This window comes from Salinibacter altiplanensis, assembly GCF_002894645.1.
In the GTDB taxonomy this organism is placed as follows: domain Bacteria; phylum Bacteroidota; class Rhodothermia; order Rhodothermales; family Salinibacteraceae; genus Salinibacter; species Salinibacter altiplanensis.
Map to the genome: position 1 here is coordinate 327,270 of NZ_NCQY01000020.1, position 16,684 is coordinate 343,953.

Annotated in this window: 14 protein-coding genes; 10 read left to right on the top strand and 4 right to left on the bottom strand. The window is 65.4% G+C overall.

The features are described from left to right. Positions 1 to 40: 40 nt before the first annotated feature. Positions 41 to 1,033 (bottom strand): COX15/CtaA family protein, encoded by a 993-nt coding sequence (locus B7R93_RS08880; RefSeq protein WP_103020649.1) that lies wholly within the window; start codon positions 1,031 to 1,033, stop codon positions 41 to 43. A gap of 221 nt (positions 1,034 to 1,254) precedes the next feature. Between B7R93_RS08880 and glmM the strand changes: the two genes are divergently transcribed. The 4 genes from glmM (at position 1,255) to B7R93_RS08900 (ending at position 5,277) form a co-directional block, all read left to right on the top strand. After that, a complete protein-coding gene (gene glmM / locus B7R93_RS08885) occupies positions 1,255 to 2,664 on the top strand; it encodes a phosphoglucosamine mutase (RefSeq protein WP_103020415.1) in 1,410 nt (469 codons plus the stop codon). Positions 2,665 to 2,827: 163 nt separating this feature from the next. Further along, positions 2,828 to 3,127 carry a hypothetical protein gene (locus tag B7R93_RS08890; RefSeq protein ID WP_232798228.1) on the top strand — a complete coding sequence of 100 codons (300 nt, stop codon included), beginning with the start codon at positions 2,828 to 2,830 and terminating at the stop codon, positions 3,125 to 3,127. Positions 3,128 to 3,193: 66 nt separating this feature from the next. Further along, a complete protein-coding gene (locus B7R93_RS08895; RefSeq protein WP_103020650.1) occupies positions 3,194 to 4,723 on the top strand; it encodes an AMP-binding protein in 1,530 nt (509 codons plus the stop codon). 62 nt (positions 4,724 to 4,785) lie between these two features. Continuing rightward, on the top strand, positions 4,786 to 5,277 hold the full coding sequence (locus B7R93_RS08900) for a DUF427 domain-containing protein (protein WP_103020416.1): 492 nt from the start codon (positions 4,786 to 4,788) through the stop codon (positions 5,275 to 5,277). A 16-nt stretch (positions 5,278 to 5,293) separates the two neighbouring features. Here the strand turns inward: B7R93_RS08900 and B7R93_RS08905 are convergent, their stop codons facing one another. Both B7R93_RS08905 and B7R93_RS08910 read right to left on the bottom strand, forming a co-directional pair. Then, entirely contained in the window at positions 5,294 to 6,481 is a 1,188-nt protein-coding gene (locus tag B7R93_RS08905) for a cystathionine gamma-synthase (RefSeq protein ID WP_103020417.1), read from the bottom strand. 167 nt (positions 6,482 to 6,648) lie between these two features. After that, positions 6,649 to 8,205, bottom strand: a complete 1,557-nt coding sequence (locus B7R93_RS08910) for a tetratricopeptide repeat protein (protein WP_232798229.1) — start codon at positions 8,203 to 8,205, stop codon at positions 6,649 to 6,651. Positions 8,206 to 8,882: 677 nt separating this feature from the next. Here B7R93_RS08910 and B7R93_RS08915 point away from each other — a divergent pair. The 4 genes from B7R93_RS08915 (at position 8,883) to B7R93_RS08930 (ending at position 12,697) form a co-directional block, all read left to right on the top strand. Then, entirely contained in the window at positions 8,883 to 9,887 is a 1,005-nt protein-coding gene (locus B7R93_RS08915) for a hypothetical protein (protein WP_103020418.1), read from the top strand. A gap of 87 nt (positions 9,888 to 9,974) precedes the next feature. Continuing rightward, positions 9,975 to 11,264: a fumarylacetoacetase gene (gene fahA, locus B7R93_RS08920; RefSeq protein WP_103020419.1), complete on the top strand. Its 1,290-nt coding sequence runs from the start codon at positions 9,975 to 9,977 to the stop codon at positions 11,262 to 11,264. 300 nt (positions 11,265 to 11,564) lie between these two features. Further along, complete coding sequence (locus B7R93_RS08925; protein WP_103020420.1) at positions 11,565 to 12,011, top strand: Hsp20/alpha crystallin family protein; 447 nt, start codon at positions 11,565 to 11,567, stop codon at positions 12,009 to 12,011. Positions 12,012 to 12,247: 236 nt separating this feature from the next. Further along, positions 12,248 to 12,697: a hypothetical protein gene (locus tag B7R93_RS08930; protein ID WP_232798230.1), complete on the top strand. Its 450-nt coding sequence runs from the start codon at positions 12,248 to 12,250 to the stop codon at positions 12,695 to 12,697. Between the two features lie 111 nt (positions 12,698 to 12,808). Here the strand turns inward: B7R93_RS08930 and B7R93_RS08935 are convergent, their stop codons facing one another. After that, positions 12,809 to 14,050: an Lnb N-terminal periplasmic domain-containing protein gene (locus tag B7R93_RS08935; protein WP_103020421.1), complete on the bottom strand. Its 1,242-nt coding sequence runs from the start codon at positions 14,048 to 14,050 to the stop codon at positions 12,809 to 12,811. Positions 14,051 to 14,155: 105 nt separating this feature from the next. Here B7R93_RS08935 and nth point away from each other — a divergent pair, with 105 nt between their 5' ends. Both nth and gpmI read left to right on the top strand, forming a co-directional pair. After that, the gene (nth, locus tag B7R93_RS08940; RefSeq protein ID WP_232798231.1) at positions 14,156 to 15,004 is read left to right on the top strand and encodes an endonuclease III; all 849 of its coding nucleotides are present in this window, start codon (positions 14,156 to 14,158) and stop codon (positions 15,002 to 15,004) included. A 107-nt stretch (positions 15,005 to 15,111) separates the two neighbouring features. Then, a complete protein-coding gene (gene gpmI / locus B7R93_RS08945) occupies positions 15,112 to 16,683 on the top strand; it encodes a 2,3-bisphosphoglycerate-independent phosphoglycerate mutase (RefSeq protein ID WP_103020422.1) in 1,572 nt (523 codons plus the stop codon). The last annotated feature ends 1 nt before the right edge of the window (position 16,684 follow it).

A 16,684-nucleotide genomic window follows, 5' to 3' on the forward strand; every position in this document is an offset into this window, starting at 1 on the left:
CAGGAGGAGCAGCGAAGGGAGGCGGACGTCGCAGCAACGGCTAGGAGTTCGCTCGTGCGAGCGACCGCTCGGGCACATTCCTTGTCGTGCCGTCTGTTGGTTCGGTCTGGGGGGGGCGCTGAGGGCTGCGTGAGACCAGCAGGCTCATCACAACCGACGCCCCAAGCAGCACGGCACCGACTACCACGTGGGCCACTGTGAGGATCACGTACGCGACCACACTCCCTTGACCGGCTGTCTCGTAAAGGGTAAGGAGCAGAGACGCGAGCCCGAGGGCAAATTGAACTCCCATGGTGCCGAACAACACCCATGCCGTTCGGCGCACCGCGGGCACCGAATCAAAGTGTTTCTCCGCGACCACGAAGACCCCGATGACGATGCCGACCACCGCGAAGGCCCCCGTTACGTGCAGCGCCGTGTAGCCGCCCGACATGCCCGCCCCGGGGTGTCGTAGCAGAGCCCCAAGGACAATTTGCAGGTAGATGACGACGGCGGCGGCGTACGACCACCTTCGCAGATGGTCGGCCGAATCGATGCGCGGCAGTATGCCGTCCCGGCGGCGCCACGTGTCGGTGACGAACAGCGTCATGGCCACGAGGGTCGCGAAGAAGAGCTGCGCGACGCAGGCGTGCACCATCGCGAGGTTCAGCGAGACCCAGAGGACACGCAGCCCCCCCAGAATGCCCTGAAGGAGGACTAGCGCGACGGCCCCAAGGCCTAGCCTCCGCATCCAGGCCCGGGGGTCCTCCCACCAGGTCCACGCTGCTAAGGCCACCGTGAAGCCGCCCACGAGGCTCGCGAGGAGGCGGTGGCCGTGCTCCGCGAGGTAGGCCGGGACCTGCCACCACTCGTCAACAGGATTGATGAGGTTGTAGGAGCCGAGCGAGGTAGGCCAGTCCGGAAATGCCATCCCGGCACCGATGCTGGTCACCGCCCCGCCCCAGGACAACAGGAGGATGGTCAGGAAGACAGTGCACGCCGAGAGTCGGCGGCGCCAGGTCCAGTCGGAAGCACGAGAACGTGAGGAAGACATGACTGCAACGATGCCGTCGGCGCTCGAATAAAGTAGAGATTCTCCCTTGAATTTTGGCCTCGACGATGTCACCAAGAGAGAGGCGCCCCGGTTCCGTAAAGAGGCCGCAAACGGAACCATTGGTAGGGTTTTTCCTACGCCTTTGCGGCCTTTTCCCATCTCTTGGGCCGCGCACCTGTTTTTCCTGTACGGTCAATTCCAGCCCCACAGCCTCCTGCCCCATGGCTACGAATGATACCCTGATTGCGTCCATTTCTGGCATTCGTGGTATCGTCGGTGGGGGGCTCGATCCCTCGGTTCTGGTGCGGTATGCCGGGGCCTTCGGCACGTGGTGTCGTGAGCGAGCCGACTCCACAGAACAGCCGTCCGGCATCGTGGTCGGCCGCGACGCCCGTTCCTCCGGGGACGCTTGTGCTCAGGTCGTCATTGGGACGCTGCGCGGAATGGGGTGCGACGTGATGGACCTCGGGATGGCCTCCACGCCCACCGTCGAGATGGCCGTGCTGCAGGAGCATGCCGCCGGGGGCATTGTGATAAGCGCCTCCCACAACCCAGAAGAATGGAATGCCCTCAAGCTGCTCAATGAGGCGGGGGAGTTCCTGACGCCGGCGCAGGGGGAGGCCGTAATCGAACGTGCTGAGGGAGCGGAGGCTGCCCCCGCGGCCCACGACGCCCTCGGCGAGTATCGCTCGCGCAACGCCCTTCCCGAGCACATCGACGAGATTCTGGCGCTCGACCTCATCGATCCGGAGCGGATCGCCGCGCAGAACCTGAGTGTGGTCGTTGACGGGATCAACTCCGTAGGGGGGGTTGCCCTGCCACGCCTCCTGCACCGCCTGGGCGTGGCCGAAGAGAACGTGCACTGCCTTCACTGCGAGCCCACCGGCACATTTGCCCATCCCGCCGAGCCCCGCCCCGACCACCTCACCGAGCTGACGGCGGCGGTGCCCGAGCACGGGGCCGACCTCGGGCTGGCGGTGGACCCCGATGTGGATCGTCTTGCCCTGGTCGACGAGCAAGGACGCTTCCTGCTTGAAGAGCTCACACAGGTCCTCGCGGCGGACTTCCTGTGGCGGCACCGCGAGGGGCCCTTCGTCACCAATCTTTCCTCCTCCCGGGCCATCGACGACATGGCGGCCCGGCACGGCCAGCCGGTCCACCGCTCCGCCGTCGGTGAGATCAACGTGGTGCAACGGATGAAAGCAGTCGATGCTGTGCTGGGAGGAGAGGGCAACGGGGGCGTCATTCTTCCGGACCTGCACCACGGCCGGGATGCCCTCGTCGGGACCGCCTTTGTCCTCCAGCACCTGGCCGACACCGGGCAGTCCCTGGGGGCGCTTCACGACGACCTGCCCCACTACGCCATGGCAAAGGACAGCCTGCCGCTCCCCGACGTTGCCCCCGACCGGCTTCTCGCGTCGTTGGGCGAGGAGTATGACGACGACGATTTGTCGACCCTCGACGGGCTCAAAATCAACTTCGACGAGTCCTGGGTGCACATGCGGCCGTCCAACACCGAGCCCGTTCTTCGGGTCTACGCGGAGGCCCCGACCCGCTCAGACGCACACGCCCTCGCGAACCGCTTTCGGGACGAGCTTCAGGAGCACGTCGAGACGCTCGACGCGGCGTAGAACGCGAGAATCTATTTCGGGATCGTTGTGCCGTGGGGGGGAACTGCCCATCGAAGATTCAAATTTAACCGCTCACGACGAGGGTCTCCTCCGAACCAGAAACGCTTGCCCTCAGAAGTGAGGGAGGTCTCGCTCCAGTTTTGCGTTCAAGACCGCCAGTTTGATGAGCAACGATCACGACCTCGCCTGGTACCGAGCACAGTGGGACGAGCTGGTCGACGTTCTTTCAGTCGAGAACTCCGATGACGTTGTGCCCGAGGTGCAGCGTTTGCGAAAGCGGGCGGAGGCACTGTCCGTCCAGCACGAGGCCCTTGCGGAGGCGGGGGTGGAAAACCCCGAAAAGGCCCTCTGCATGATCGACAACATGGCGGACCAGCTTGAAGAGCTGTATGCCGAACGAGATCGCCCTGAATTGCCCGTCAAGCCGAACGGGGAGGCTGACGAGGCGTCCGCGTCCGAATAAAGAACAGGGCCGTGCCGCCATCTACCGGTCCCATTGCAGCCTACGGGCGTTGCTGCCCGGTTTCTCATGCAGACAGCTCCCCCATCCCGATCGGGCAGTGCCGCGCGGCCCGCACCCGCATCGCCCCGTGAGACCGTCGAGCACCTGGAGGCCGCGCTCGCGAAGTGTTCAGCGACCGAGGCGGGGGCCGGCGAGAACCCGTGGCGATCCCTTTTCTACGAACACCTTCGAGATGAAGGTCTGCCCGCCCTGGTGAAGAACGACGCCGTGACGCCGGCGGGGTCGCTCTGGACAGGGGCTCGTCTCTGGACGAAATCGTTCCGCGAGTTCTCACTGCAGGCCGGAGACCGGATCGTTCTCGCCCTCCCGCCGTCGACGGCGTTTGTGCAGGTTCTGGTTGCGGCGCTCTGGGAGGGACTAACCATTGCATTGGTTCCCCCAAACGACAACATTGGCGACGCGTGCGCGGCCTTGGACGCTCGGGGCGCGGTTGCGCTCAAGCCGGGCCCGTTCCGCTGGACCGCAGATCCGTACGCGGGCCCGGCCTCCGTGCCGGACGTGCTCCGGCCCACCGAGGGCTCGCGGACCCCCGACGTTCGCTTCCTCGTTCGCACCTCGGGTACCACGCAACGGGCCCGGTGGATTGCGCTCTCGGACCGCAACGTGCTGTCGGTGCTGGCGAGTCATCTTCCGCACCTGACCCTGCAGCGGGCCCGCGTTCTATCCGTGCTCCCCTGGTCGCACGTGTTCGGGCTGGTACTGGACCTGTTGCCGGCACTCCTGGCCGGCGCCGAGATTATTCGGGACCCGGCGGGCGGCCGTGATCCGGCCTCCCTCACTGCACTGGGAGAGGCTTGGAAGGCCACTCACCTCTCGGCCGTGCCGCGCACGATTCAGCGCCTGTTGGCCACCGAGTGCGGGCCCGCACTGCTGCGTCGCCTGCACGGGGGCATCGTGGGGGGCGCACCGGTTGCGGGGCCGCTCGCGGATCGCCTGGCGGAGACGCACCTCCGTGCGGGGTACGGCCAGACGGAGGCGGCGCCCGGCATCGCCCTGGGGGCGCCGGGAGAGTGGGCCGCGCACTACATGGGCCGGCCCCTCGGGTGCCAGGTTGCGGTGGGGGCGAATGGTGAACTGTCGTTTGAGGGCCCCAATGCCTGTGTGGGCGTGTGGCGACGGCACGAGGGGCTCGATCGACGCTCCCCCAACCGGACGGTCCGCACGGGCGATCTTGTCCGTCGGGAGGGGGCCGATCTCTTCTTTGAAGGACGCACGGACACGGCGTTCAAGTTGTCGAACGGGCGTTTCGTCCGGGCGGGGGCGTGGGAGGGGCGGCTCAAGCGCCAGTTTCCAAGCCTCCACGATGTCCTGCTCTTTACACCAGCCGGAGACGACGTTTCGGTTGCCCTTTGCACCGACCCGTCTGGCCCGAACGGCCCTTCCGAGACGGCGATTCGGGAGGTCCTAGGTCCCCTGGCCGAACGGCTGGTCGGCTGTGTCCGCATTGCCCCTACGGACTGGGTACGGCGGGGGAAGGGGACGGTCGATCGGGAGGAGATGACCCGTCGGCTTCGGGCCTCACAGTCTGCGAATTGAGGCGACGGCCACCCGCGGTGCCAGCTGCTCCATCATGCTTCTCCCCAGCGCACATTCCCGCCATGCCGACTCCCACCACGCCCGGTCCCAACCAGGAATCTGTGTGGAACTACCCCCGTCCCCCAGCCCTCGAATCCGAAGACCGGCGCATCCGCGTCGTCTTCAATGAGGCCACCATTGCCGACACGACCGACGCGCTGCGGGTGCTCGAGACGAGCCACCCGCCGGTGTACTACCTGCCCCCGGGGGACATCGCCACCGAGCACCTGGAGCGCGAGCGGCAAACCACGATGTGCGAGTTCAAAGGGCGTGCCGAGTATTACACCGTCGCGGTCGGTGACCGCTCGTCGCGGAGTGCGGCCTGGGGCTATCCCAGTCCGACGGACCGGTTCACGGAGCTACAGGACTACGTCACGTTTTACGCCAGCAAGGTGGATGCGTGCTACGTTGGCGACGAGGAGGCCCGTGCCCAGGAGGGCGACTTCTACGGCGGCTGGATCACCGACGATGTCGTGGGGCCCTTCAAGGGCGGGCCCGGCACGATGGGATGGTAGCCCCTCCGGGCAACGTTCAGACCCGAGACAGTGCGCGGTCAAGGTCATCGCGCAGGTCCTCGAACGACTCCACCCCCACACTCAGGCGGATCAGCGAATCCGTGAGTCCAATCTTCTCGCGCTCCTCGGCGGGGATGGAGGCGTGGGTCATGGAGGCGGGGTGCTCGATGAGACTCTCCACACCGCCCAGGCTCTCGGCGAGGGTAAAGACCTCGGTGGTGTCCAGAATGGCGAGGGCCTTGTCCATCTCGTCGTCGGCCAGCTCGAACGAGATCATGCCGCCGTAGTCCGACATTTGCTTCTGGGCCAGCGCGTGGCCGGGGTGGGAGGGAAGGCCGGGGTACCGGACGTGTCCCACCTTGTCGTGGGCGTTGAGCATCTGGGCCAGGCGCCGCGCGCTGGAGCAGTGCTGCTCCATGCGCAGGTGAAGGGTCTTGGTCCCCCGAAGCGTCAGGAAGCAGTCCATGGGCCCCGGGGCGGCGCCGGTGCTCTTGATCTGAAAGCGGAGCTTTTCCGCCCACTCGTCCGAGTTTGTGCACACGGCCCCGAGGATGAGGTCGGAGTGGCCGCCCAAATATTTCGTGGCGGAGTGAAGAACGAGGTCGGCGCCGTGGGTTAGGGGCTGTTGGAGGTAGGGGGTGGCGAAAGTGTTGTCGACCGCTACGGTGATGTCGTGGGCGTGGGCCCGCTCGGCGAGTGCCTCGATGTTGACCAGCCGCATGAGCGGGTTCGTGGGCGTCTCGACCCAGAGCAGTGCCGTGTCCTCAGTGAACGCGTCCGTCACCGCGTCCGGGTCGCTCATGTCCACGAAGGAGGTCTGAATGTTGAGCGGCTCAAAGACCTCCCGCAGCAGTCGGTAGGTGCCGCCGTACAGGTCGTCCGTCGCCACGACGTGGTCGCCGGGGCGCAGGCTCTTGATGATCGCGTCGATGCCCGCCACGCCGGAGCTGAACGCGATGCCGTGCTCGGCGCCTTCCAGGGAGGCCAGATTCCCCTCAAGAGCCGTCCGGGTTGGGTTTGACACCCGTGAGTACTCATGCCCCTTGTGTTCGCCCGGAGCGGCCTGGGCGTACGTGGACGTCTGGTAGATGGGCGTCATGACCGCGCCGGTGGACGGATCGGGCTGCTGGCCCGCGTGCACGGCCCGGGTCCCAAACCCGTCGGCGTTATGAGATGCATGGTCCTGGGCGGAAGAGTCGGACATGGGTGGGGGAGTGCACGATTGGGAAAAGAAGGAGATGGGTGGGGCTCGGTGGAGGCGGCATTCGAGGGCCGCGTGGGACGGAGCCTCACAAAATACAACGCCCCGAGTCTCCTGTTAGAGACCCGGGGCGAGTGCCGAGCCGAGATGGGGCCCGTACGGAAAGGGAGCTAGTTTTCATCACTTCCGCTGGTCGCATTGCCGCCGGTGCCTGCAGTGGCACACTGCTTGACCTCTTCGGCCTTTTCTGTCTGTTCGGTCTGCACGTATGCCTGAAGGAGGGCCGAGCACGCGTTTTGTCGATACTGGCCACTTGGTCCACTGAGCTGTCGGGCCTTTTCCAGGGGCGGAATGGCGTTTTGGAAGAACTGAAGGCGTTTCTCGTCCAAGTTCTTAATCATCTGTGCCTCCTCCTGGGTCGGCTTGCGGTTTTTAGCCATCACGGAGTCACGAGCAGACACCACGCTGTCCTGCAGGACCACACCCTTGTTCAGGTACGCCGCGCCGAGGTTGTACTGCTTCTTGGGGTCGTCGGCGTCAAACTCCACGGCTTTCGCGAGCTGCTCAATCGCCGCCTCGTACCGGTCCGAGTTCAGCAGGAGAGAGCCGTAATTGTACCGGTAGCGCGCATTCTCCGGGTTGTTTTCGATCTGCTGCCGGTAGGCCTTCATCGCCGCCTCTGTGTTGCCCGTGTTGTTGAGCGCACTCAGGCGCTGGTTTTGAAGTTCCGCGAGAGGGGTTGCGCGGGAGAGGTCTTCCGAAATCGTGATCTCTTCCAGCGCGGTGGTTTGGCTGTTGGACACCTCGGTGCCCTGTGTGTACAGGGAGACTCGCAGGCGCCCCTTCGCCTGCTTCTTCCCGCCGTCCTGTTTCTGGAAGGCCCCCGTGACGGTGCCGTCGCGGGTTGAGAGCTCAATCCGGTCCGGCGTGGTGCCCTCAACCTGCCGAGAGGACCCGCCGGCCTCGATGGTCGCGGTGTAGCTCAGCCCACGAGTGCCCTGTACTCGAAAGTGCGTGGGGCGGCCCGACAGGTCTTCGAGGGCACGCTCCGTAACGTCGAGGGCTGCCTCCGGCCGGTCGTCCTGGCGGTGCAGCTGAGCCAAGATGTTGTAGGCGTCCTTCGTAGGTTCGTCCTCTCGCTTGAGGTAGCGCTCCAGGATGGGAATCACGTTGGACATTTCCTGCATGCCCTGGTCGCCGCCTTCAAGGCGGGCGGCCTGAAGACGGGCAAACGCCTCATTCAGAATGGGGCCCGTCGAATCCGGCTGAATCGCACTCGCGGCGCCGAAGTAGGCGGCCGCTCGTGTGTAGTCGGATTTCTGACTCGACTGCTGCGCTTGGTTAAAGGTGTCGGCCCCTTTTTGGTATTCCCGGATGAAGGCGAGCTCGCGCTGATTTTTGATGTCGCTCCGCCGTCCGGGGTCGAACTCGATGGCCTTCTCCTCGGCCTTGCGGGCCTGTCGGTAGCGTCGCTTGTACTCGTTGGCGGGCGCCGTGCTGTCGGCCATCTGACGCAGGACGCGGGCCTTCATCGTGTAGGCCTCGGCGTTGGCCGAGTCCTGGGCGATTGCCGAGTCGACGTTGGCGAGGGCCCGTTCATAGCGTTCCTGTTCCATGGCGTCCTCGGCGGCGCTCATGTTTGGATTTCCGGCCGAGCAGCCCGAAAGGGCCACGAGCCCGAGGCTCCCCAAGACGAGTGCAAAGAGCGCTGATTGTCGGATCGTCATGGTGTCGAGTCGTGATCAGTGGGAGTGAGGTGAGGGGGGGACTGAATGCCGTCCACCGGGCGAGACGTTCTATCAAATGTGCACCGAACCGGTGAAATGGCGAGCAGCAGGATTCGTGCGCTTTTCTATGATAGTAGAAATACGGAGCTCATTCAATATGTTTTGGGGCTGGGCCCATGAACTTACGATTCATCGATGCACGAGCGCCTGTGTCCTGGCCGTGGAGGGCCCGAACGGACCGCTCGCTTGCCGTCTCGGGCCTGATGTGATGTACTGAGAAGCTTCTGAATGTGATGTGCTGATACCAAATGCCGACGGTCATTATGCACATCTGTGTGGATGATACGGGAAGAGAACGTCGCGAGGCGCGCCTCGCGACGGGCCTTCCGAGACGTCCCAGAGCCATTCGGTGCATGGTGATCCCTCGCAACTGGTATGGTTCGGACGCTTCGTGTGGCCCCCTCCGACTGGAGCGACTTCCGCGTTGCTCGGGCCATCCCGTGTGGGATGGTCCCTCGGGTGCGTTGTAAGTGCTCGCCCGCTTTCCTTTTTTGGGAGCGCGTCCCCGGCGGCGGTTCCGCACGTCGGTCGTCCAGGGGGAACGCGTTGGTTGTGTGCCACGTGGTGGCATCGTTGATGCCGTTTCTCGTTGTCTTTCCCAATCCGTTTCGGTTTTCATGGAAGCTCCCGACCCGTCCGACGCCCTCATCACGCCGAGCCTCCGGGCCTTCCTCCACGAGGTGGTTGACTACGCTGGTCTGTTTCCTCCGGCGGACCTGTCCCTTCACCGTGCATTCCAGAACCATGCGGAGTATCGGCACGAGGAGGAGGCCTGGATGCTGTCACGGTTTGTCCTGCCGGTGCGGCGCCTTCCGGATTTGACGACGAATCGCCCGCTCCTGAAAGAAGGGGCGCCGTACGACCTCTCGGTCCTCGGAACGGGAGGAGACACGGTCGATGCGTTCCGGGCGGCGTTTGAACGAGACCTGGAGGCCATTGAGGCCTTCGACGAAGCCCACGCGGAGCAGGCGAAGGTTGACGTCATGGAGGTTTCGTTGCCGGACGCGCTGGTGGGGGGCTCGCAGGCGGAGGGAATCGACTTCTTAGAATCCATCACCCGAACCCTTGTAGCCACCGGTACGGCCAAACTCGACCTCTTCTTCGAGGTGCCCCTTCGCCGCGACGCTGTCGCGAGCCTCCCGGCCCTGTGCGCTGCGGTGGCCGAGCACAACAGCCAGCAGGCCGTCCCTGCCCGGACCGTCGTCGGGCTGAAGATGCGTTGTGGCGGAGCGGAGCCGACCGACGTGCCCGACGTGGAGGAGGTGGCGGCCCTCATCGTGGCCTGCCGTGACGCTGGCATCCCGTTCAAGGCGACCGCGGGACTGCACCACCCGGTCCGCCACTACGACGACGGGCTGGACACGAAGATGCACGGCTTTCTCAACGTTTTTGGCGCCGCGGTCCTGGCCGCCGAACACGCTCTCGACCCGCCCGAGGTGCAGGCCATTCTCCGCGAGGAAACCGCGGACAACTTTCGGTTCCTCAAAGACGCCTTTGCCTGGCGCGACCTGACGGTCTCGATCGATGACATTCAGTACGCCCGGGAGAACCTGGCCCTCTCGTTTGGCAGTTGTAGCTTCGAGGAGCCCGTCGATCACCTGCGCGACTTGGAGTGGCTCTGATCGTCGCACTTTCTCCCACCGTCGGGGATCGAGCCTGTACTCGCTTCCCATACACGTCCCCTTTCCTCTCCCAACCGTTCTCGTTGCATGACCGACCCGACCCCTGACTCGTCCCTCACGTCCTTTCTCGACGTGGAGGCCGACCATCCGTTTCCCATCCAGAACCTCCCGTACGGCGTGTTTACGCCCCCCGAGACGACCGTGCCGCGGGTGGGGGTGGCCATCGAAGACCAGGTGCTTGACCTTGCCACGCTCAACAACGAGGGGGCCTTCGACGTCCCGGAACTGCAGAATGAGCGCCCCTTCGCGCAATCTACACTGAACGACTTCATGGCCCTCGGGCCCGCGGCCTGGTCGGCCGTCCGGAGCCGCCTGCAGACGCTCCTTCGGGCTGACACCCCGGAGCTGCGCGACAACACGTCCCTCCGACGCCGGGTCCTCCACCCCCGGACGGACGTATCGCTTCGGCTGCCGGTCGACATTGGGGACTACACGGACTTCTACTCCTCGAAGCAGCACGCAACCAACGTGGGGACGATGTTTCGGGGCCCCGAGAATGCGCTGAAAGACAACTGGGTGCACCTGCCGGTGGGCTACCACGGGCGGGCCAGCTCCGTCCTGCTGAGTGGCCGCGACGTGCAGCGGCCCCGTGGCCAGACCCGACCCGACGCGGATGCCCCGCCGGTCTACGGCCCGACCCAGCTGCTCGACTTCGAGCTCGAAACGGGCTTCTTCGTGGGGGAGGGCAATGAGCTCGGCACGCCCATCTCGATCGACGAGGCGGACGACCAGATCTTTGGCATGGTGCTGGTCAACGACTGGAGCGCACGCGACATTCAGGGCTGGGAGTACGAACCCCTCGGCCCCTTCCTGGGCAAGAGCTTCGCCACCACCATCTCGCCGTGGGTCGTGCCCATGGCGGCCCTGGAGCCGTTTCGGGTGGCCGGGCCCGCGCAGGACCCCGAGCCGCTCGACTACCTGCAGGCCGACGGCGACGCGGGCTACGACGTGACCCTGGAGGTCGACCTCGAAACGCCGTCGATGGATGAGCCGCACACGGTGTGCCGCAGCAACACCAAGCACCTGTACTGGACGATGCGCCAGCAGCTTGCCCACCACACCGTCAACGGCTGCAATACTCGCCCGGGAGATCTGCTGGCGTCGGGCACCATCAGCGGGCCCACGGAGGACAGCTACGGCAGCATGCTGGAGCTGTCGTGGCGTGGCGAAGAGCCGGTATCGCTGCCGGGAGGCGAGACGCGCTCGTTCCTCGAAGATGGCGACCGGGTCTCCATGCGGGCCTACGCGCAGGCGGACGACTACCGGGTTGGGTTTGGCACGGCGGACGGCCAGGTGATCCCCGCCTCCCGTGCGTAACCCGGGGCCGCTACGGGAATTGAGAACGCGCAGCCCCAGGACGAATTGGCAGGGCGAAGGCCGGACGGCTGCCACCGTGGCAACACCGCGGGTGCGACCGTTGTCACAATTTCGGGCCCCTGTGTCTGGGCTGTCACCTCGTCCGATCGCTCCGTCGAAGTGGCAGAATATTTTGGGGCATATTTGGGGCGGTACACGAGTTGCTTCTGTGAATAGATGGAATCCGACGCAAGGAGCCAGTCCGCGGGGCTGGCCCCGGCCGTCCTCACAGACTTTGCAACCGACCCCCTTATCTCAGCTATGACTCGCTTGACCCGCACCCGAAACCGAAACCTGAACGGTCTTCAGAACGAGATCGACCGCGTGTTCGACCGGTTCTTTCCGTCCTCCGACGAGAGCGAGGAGAATACGTCCCCGCAGGCCGTCTGGCGCCCGCGCATGGATCTCATTGAGACGGAGGACGCCTACCGTCTGCACCTCGACATGCCCGGCATAAACACCGACGACCTGACGATCAGCTACAAGGACAACGAGCTGATCGTGAGCGGCGAGCGCGAGAGCAGCCGCACCGATGAGAACGAAGAGTTTGTGCGCGTGGAGCGCTCCTTTGGACACTTCCGCCGCGCCTTTACCCTGCCCCAGACCGTGGACGCCGACAACATTGAGGCTGCCCACGATAATGGTGTGCTGACGATCCGCGTGCCGAAGACGGAGGCGGCGAGGCCGCGCCAGATTGAAATCCGGTAGGCGCACCGTTCCGAACGTTTTGAACGCCCTCTCTCTCAGGCCCCTGTCCGGAGCAGACCGTGCAGGGGCCTTTTTGCATTGTCAGGGATTTGCATTGTCAGGGAGCAGAACGTCCGGGCGGAGTGAGGGGATCTGCAACAAGTTTCACGATTTCGGGGGGCCACAGAGAAACCTGCGCCGGCGACCATGCCTTCGAGTTCGCGAACTCAATTTTTCGGCACCGACGCCCGCTTCCGATGCGACGCACCACGCTCATCGACGAGAACGGGCATCTCGTGACGGTGAAGGCGCCGGACGAGCAGCCAACCAACGATCCGAAAGAAGACGCGCACCACGACTTCCTGACGGACTACTGGATGGATGTGGCTGCGGCGTCGTACCTGGGGTTCAAGCGGCACGGCATTGGCACCGCCGTGGTGACGCAGCGCGACCCAGCCTCCAGTCCCATTCACGAGAGCATCGGCACACACAAACTGCTCTACAGCCCTGCAAGTGGCGGATGGCTGAAGCACCACGCGGAGCGACTCCCCACGGAGTGGCTCGACACGCGCTTCCAATCGTACAACCCGAACGAGTCGGCGGTCGTCATCATGTCCGACGACGACGGCTCGCTTCGCGTCTACGCCGTGGAGGGCACCCCGGCCCCGCCGCGGAGCTATGAGTTGGTGCAGGCCCGGCAAAACTGAGCACGCTGTCGAGGGCTCCGGCCTCACTGGAGAGGGCCCCCCTGGCTGTTGGGCCTGCGGGGCATGAACGGGGGGCACGAGGCCTTGCCCCCGGAGGGCACACTGCTTGCGTCACGCCGTCCGCATTCCCCGTTCCATCTCGGCGGGGCTCACTTCAGGCGCCATGGCCCGCCACCCGCTCCGGATGCCCACCGCGAGCACGACCGGAAAAACCGCCGTGTGCAGGTCCTGCGGCCACCACGTCCAGCCGAGGGCCACGAACACCGCCGTCACGGCCGTCGCGACCAGGTACGTTCGCAGGCCCGTCGCCGACGGGCGCCCCAGCAGCACCGCTGCCGCGGCGAGGTGCGTGGGCCATGCCCAGAGCAGGTTCCAGTTGTACGTGGTCACCGTGTAGGTCGACACGAACCAGAGGAAGCACAGGAGCGCTCCCACGATGCCCACCACGGCAAGCAGCAACGCGTCGCCGTATTCGCCGGGCCGACGCCCAGTTGTGGCCTGCCAGCCGGTCCAGCCGAGCGTGAGGAGCAGAACGATCCATCCCGCCGCAGAGGGCCAGGCAAAGGCCGTGGCCGTTGCGTCGTAGCCGTCGATCCATTGCGTCGTGTCCGTGCGGGCCACCAGTGCGCGGGTCGTGTCGCCCGACTGCACGGTGGCGTGGGCGAACGCCTCGAACAGGTAGTCGGGCAGGAAGTGCGCCTCCCGCGGCGTCACGCGACGGTCGGCCGGAGTGCCCAGCGCAAGGTCGAAGCTCAGGTCGACGAGCGGCAGGCTGGCCGCGTAGGGGTCGAGCAGCTGCCGGAAGGTTGCGTTCGGGCGCGGGCGGTCGCCAAACTGCACCGCGTTGCCCAGGGCCTGCTCCAGCGCATCCCGCACGCGGGTAGAGCAGTTGTCGAAAAAGAAGACGTACTGGTAGTAGCGGTTTTCGGGCCGGGCGTTGATCTGGAGTTCCCGGAAGAGCGCCGTTCGGTCTGCGCGGGTCAGGCTGAGGGTTTGCTCGATCACCGGCCGACGCTGCTGCTCGTACGCCCGCAGAGCCCTCTGATAGGGCACTACGCTCAGAAAGTAGCGGAGATGTCCGTACGCAAACTTGGGGATAAAGAGTGGGTCACTAAAATCGAAGGTGCCGTAGTTGTAAAGCCGGTCGATGCCCTGGGCCGGGTCGTAGACGCGGAGGGCACTGTGCCCGAACATCGAGTACACCGGATCGCCGGGCAGGATGGTTACCATCGACACCTCCGACTCCGCCGAGAGCCGAGGGGGCTGGGCCGAGAGCGAAGCGGCTCCCCCCCCGAGCAGTAGCGTGATCCCCATTGTGCACAGGAGAGACCGGACGGAGAGCAAAGGAGCCATGGGGCACGACGTGAAGCACGAGGCAAATTGGTCTCGCCTCGAACGTTCGCCCTTCCTGCGGGTTCACTGCGCAGGCATCATTCTCGAACCAGTGTGCTATTTCCCGTGGGACGATCCGACCGTGCCCAATTTGTTCTCGAGAAGCTCCACGAGCGCATCGACCGCCCGGCGACCGAGCTCCAGTACGACACCCCCTATCAACTCCTCGTCGCCGTCATCCTGTCGGCCCAATGCACCGACGAGCGCGTCAACAAAGCCACCCCCGATCTCTTCGATGCGTATCCGACGGCGGAGGCCCTCGCGGAGGCCACGGCCGACGACATCTATCCCTACATCCAGTCCATCACGTTTCCCAACAACAAGGCCGGCTACCTGGCCAAGACGGGCCGACAGGTCGTCGACACCTTCGACGGCCAGGTGCCCGAGACCATCGACGACCTGGAGACCCTGACGGGCGTGGGGCGAAAGACGGCCCGCGTGGTGGCACAGGTGGCCCACGACGCCGACGCGCTGCCGGTGGACACCCACGTCTTCCGCGTCGCCAACCGCATCGGCCTCGTCAAGGAAGACGCCACGACGCCCAAGAAGGTGGAGCAACAGCTCAAGCGCGTTATTCCAAAGACGGACTGGGGCGAGGCGCACCACCTGTTTATCCTGCACGGCCGGTACACGTGCACGGCTCGGTCGCCGGACTGCGACGACTGTCCGCTCCCTGAGGCATGCAAGCACTACGATCGCCTCCAACGCCTGCCGGACCCCGTCGACGGGCTGGATTCGTCCGCGGGCACGTACTACTGTACCACCAGCGACCACTACTTCGACGAGCCCGGGACGCACATTGACCGCCACGACCGCGAACAAGTGGCGTGTCCCCGCTGCGGCTCCATGCAGGTCGTCCGCACCTCGACCGGCGAGCCGACCAAGCAGGTCAAAGACTACCGGGTAAACGGGTGACGGCGGTAACGGCCTTCGAGAGACGTCCCTTGACCCCGAGCGCGACTGAACGCCCCGGCCCGTGCCCAACGCATCTCAACAAGACCCGACCCGTTACACCCATGCCAATGGACAACGCAAAACGTCACCTCCTTCTCATTCTCGACGGCTGGGGGCTGGCCGACGAGGCCTCCGTCAGTGCCGTCGAGCAGGCGGACACGCCCTTTGTTGATCAGCTCTACGACGATCACCCCCACGGCGTCCTGACGGCGTCGGGACTAGAGGTGGGACTGCCCGAGGGCCAGATGGGCAACTCGGAGGTCGGGCACACCAACCTCGGGGCGGGGCGCGTCGTGTACCAGGAGATTCTGCGCATCTCGAACGCCATTGAGGACGGCTCCTTCGTTGAGAACGAACCGCTGGTGGGGGCCGCCCGCCACGCGGAGGCCAACGACCAGAAGCTCCACCTGATGGGCTGCTTCTCCGACGGGGGGGTGCACAGCCACCTGGAGCACCTGTACGGCCTGTTGGAGTTGGCCCGCCGCGAAGGCCTCGCCCCGGCCCAGGTGAATGTGCACGCCTTCACCGACGGGCGCGACACGGACCCGCATGGTGGGGTCGACTACGTGAACGAGTTCCAGGCGCGTGCCGAGGAGATTGGGGTTGGGCGCCTTGCTTCCCTCGTGGGGCGGTACTACGCCATGGATCGTGACGAGCGCTGGGGACGCATCGAGCGGGCCTATCAGCTCCTCACGGAGGGGACGGGAGAGAGCTTCGACGATCCCGTCGCGGCCCTGGAGGCGAGCTACGACGACGACGTGACGGATGAGTTTGTGGAGCCCCGGCGCATTCGGGCCGACAATGCGGACGCGTTCGGGGACCATGGCACCCGCATCGAGGACGGCGACGCGGTCATCTACTACAACTTCCGATCGGACCGGGCCCGGCAGCTCACGCGCGCTTTCACCGAGGCCGGCTTTGACGGCTTCGAGCGAGAGCGGCTCGACGACCTGGAATTCGTGATGATGTCTCCCTACGACGACGAGCTTGACCTGCCGGTGGCCTTTGAAAAGATGAACCTGGAGGGCACGTTGGGGGAGGTGCTCAGCGCGCGCGGCGGGCACCAGTTGCGGGCCGCCGAGACGGAGAAGTACGCCCACGTCACCTATTTCTTCAATGGCGGGCGCGAGGAGCCATTCGAGGGGGAGGACCGCATCCTCGTACCGTCGCCCAAGGTGGATACCTACGACCGCCAGCCCGAGATGAGCGCGCCAGAATTGGCCGATCGCGTCTCGCAGTCCCTCGGGGAGGAGCGCTACAACCTCGCCGTGCTCAACTTTGCCAATCCCGACATGGTGGGCCACACCGGTGATTTCGACGCGACGGTGGCGGCGTGCGAAGTGGTGGACCGGAGCGCACGACAGGTGGTGGAGGCCGCCCGCGAAAACGGTTACTCCGTCAGCATCATCGCGGACCACGGCAACGCCGACAAGCTGAAGAACCCGGATGGGTCGCCCCACACGGCCCACACCACCGCTCTTGTCCCCCACATCATCCTCAAAGACGACTTCGAGGGGCCGGTGCGGGACGGAAAGCTCGGCGACGTGGCGCCCACCATCCTGTCGCTGCTCGGCGAAGACGTGCCCGACGCCATGGACGGGGAGGTCCTCGTGCCGTCCGGGCGTGCCACCGCCTCATGAC

Excerpts from the sequence above, each read along its gene's own strand:
- B7R93_RS08895 (WP_103020650.1), top strand. The coding sequence starts at position 3,194 with ATGCAGACAGCTCCCCCATCCCGATCGGGCAGTGCCGCGCGGCCCGCA.
- B7R93_RS08890 (WP_232798228.1), top strand. The coding sequence starts at position 2,828 with ATGAGCAACGATCACGACCTCGCCTGGTACCGAGCACAGTGGGACGAG.
- B7R93_RS08905 (WP_103020417.1), bottom strand. The coding sequence starts at position 6,481 with ATGTCCGACTCTTCCGCCCAGGACCATGCATCTCATAACGCCGACGGG.
- B7R93_RS08915 (WP_103020418.1), top strand. The coding sequence starts at position 8,883 with ATGGAAGCTCCCGACCCGTCCGACGCCCTCATCACGCCGAGCCTCCGG.
- B7R93_RS08935 (WP_103020421.1), bottom strand. The coding sequence starts at position 14,050 with ATGGCTCCTTTGCTCTCCGTCCGGTCTCTCCTGTGCACAATGGGGATC.
- B7R93_RS08880 (WP_103020649.1), bottom strand. The coding sequence starts at position 1,033 with ATGTCTTCCTCACGTTCTCGTGCTTCCGACTGGACCTGGCGCCGCCGA.
- gpmI (WP_103020422.1), top strand. The coding sequence starts at position 15,112 with ATGGACAACGCAAAACGTCACCTCCTTCTCATTCTCGACGGCTGGGGG.
- glmM (WP_103020415.1), top strand. The coding sequence starts at position 1,255 with ATGGCTACGAATGATACCCTGATTGCGTCCATTTCTGGCATTCGTGGT.
- B7R93_RS08930 (WP_232798230.1), top strand. The coding sequence starts at position 12,248 with ATGCGACGCACCACGCTCATCGACGAGAACGGGCATCTCGTGACGGTG.
- fahA (WP_103020419.1), top strand. The coding sequence starts at position 9,975 with ATGACCGACCCGACCCCTGACTCGTCCCTCACGTCCTTTCTCGACGTG.
- B7R93_RS08910 (WP_232798229.1), bottom strand. The coding sequence starts at position 8,205 with ATGACGATCCGACAATCAGCGCTCTTTGCACTCGTCTTGGGGAGCCTC.
- B7R93_RS08925 (WP_103020420.1), top strand. The coding sequence starts at position 11,565 with ATGACTCGCTTGACCCGCACCCGAAACCGAAACCTGAACGGTCTTCAG.
- B7R93_RS08900 (WP_103020416.1), top strand. The coding sequence starts at position 4,786 with ATGCCGACTCCCACCACGCCCGGTCCCAACCAGGAATCTGTGTGGAAC.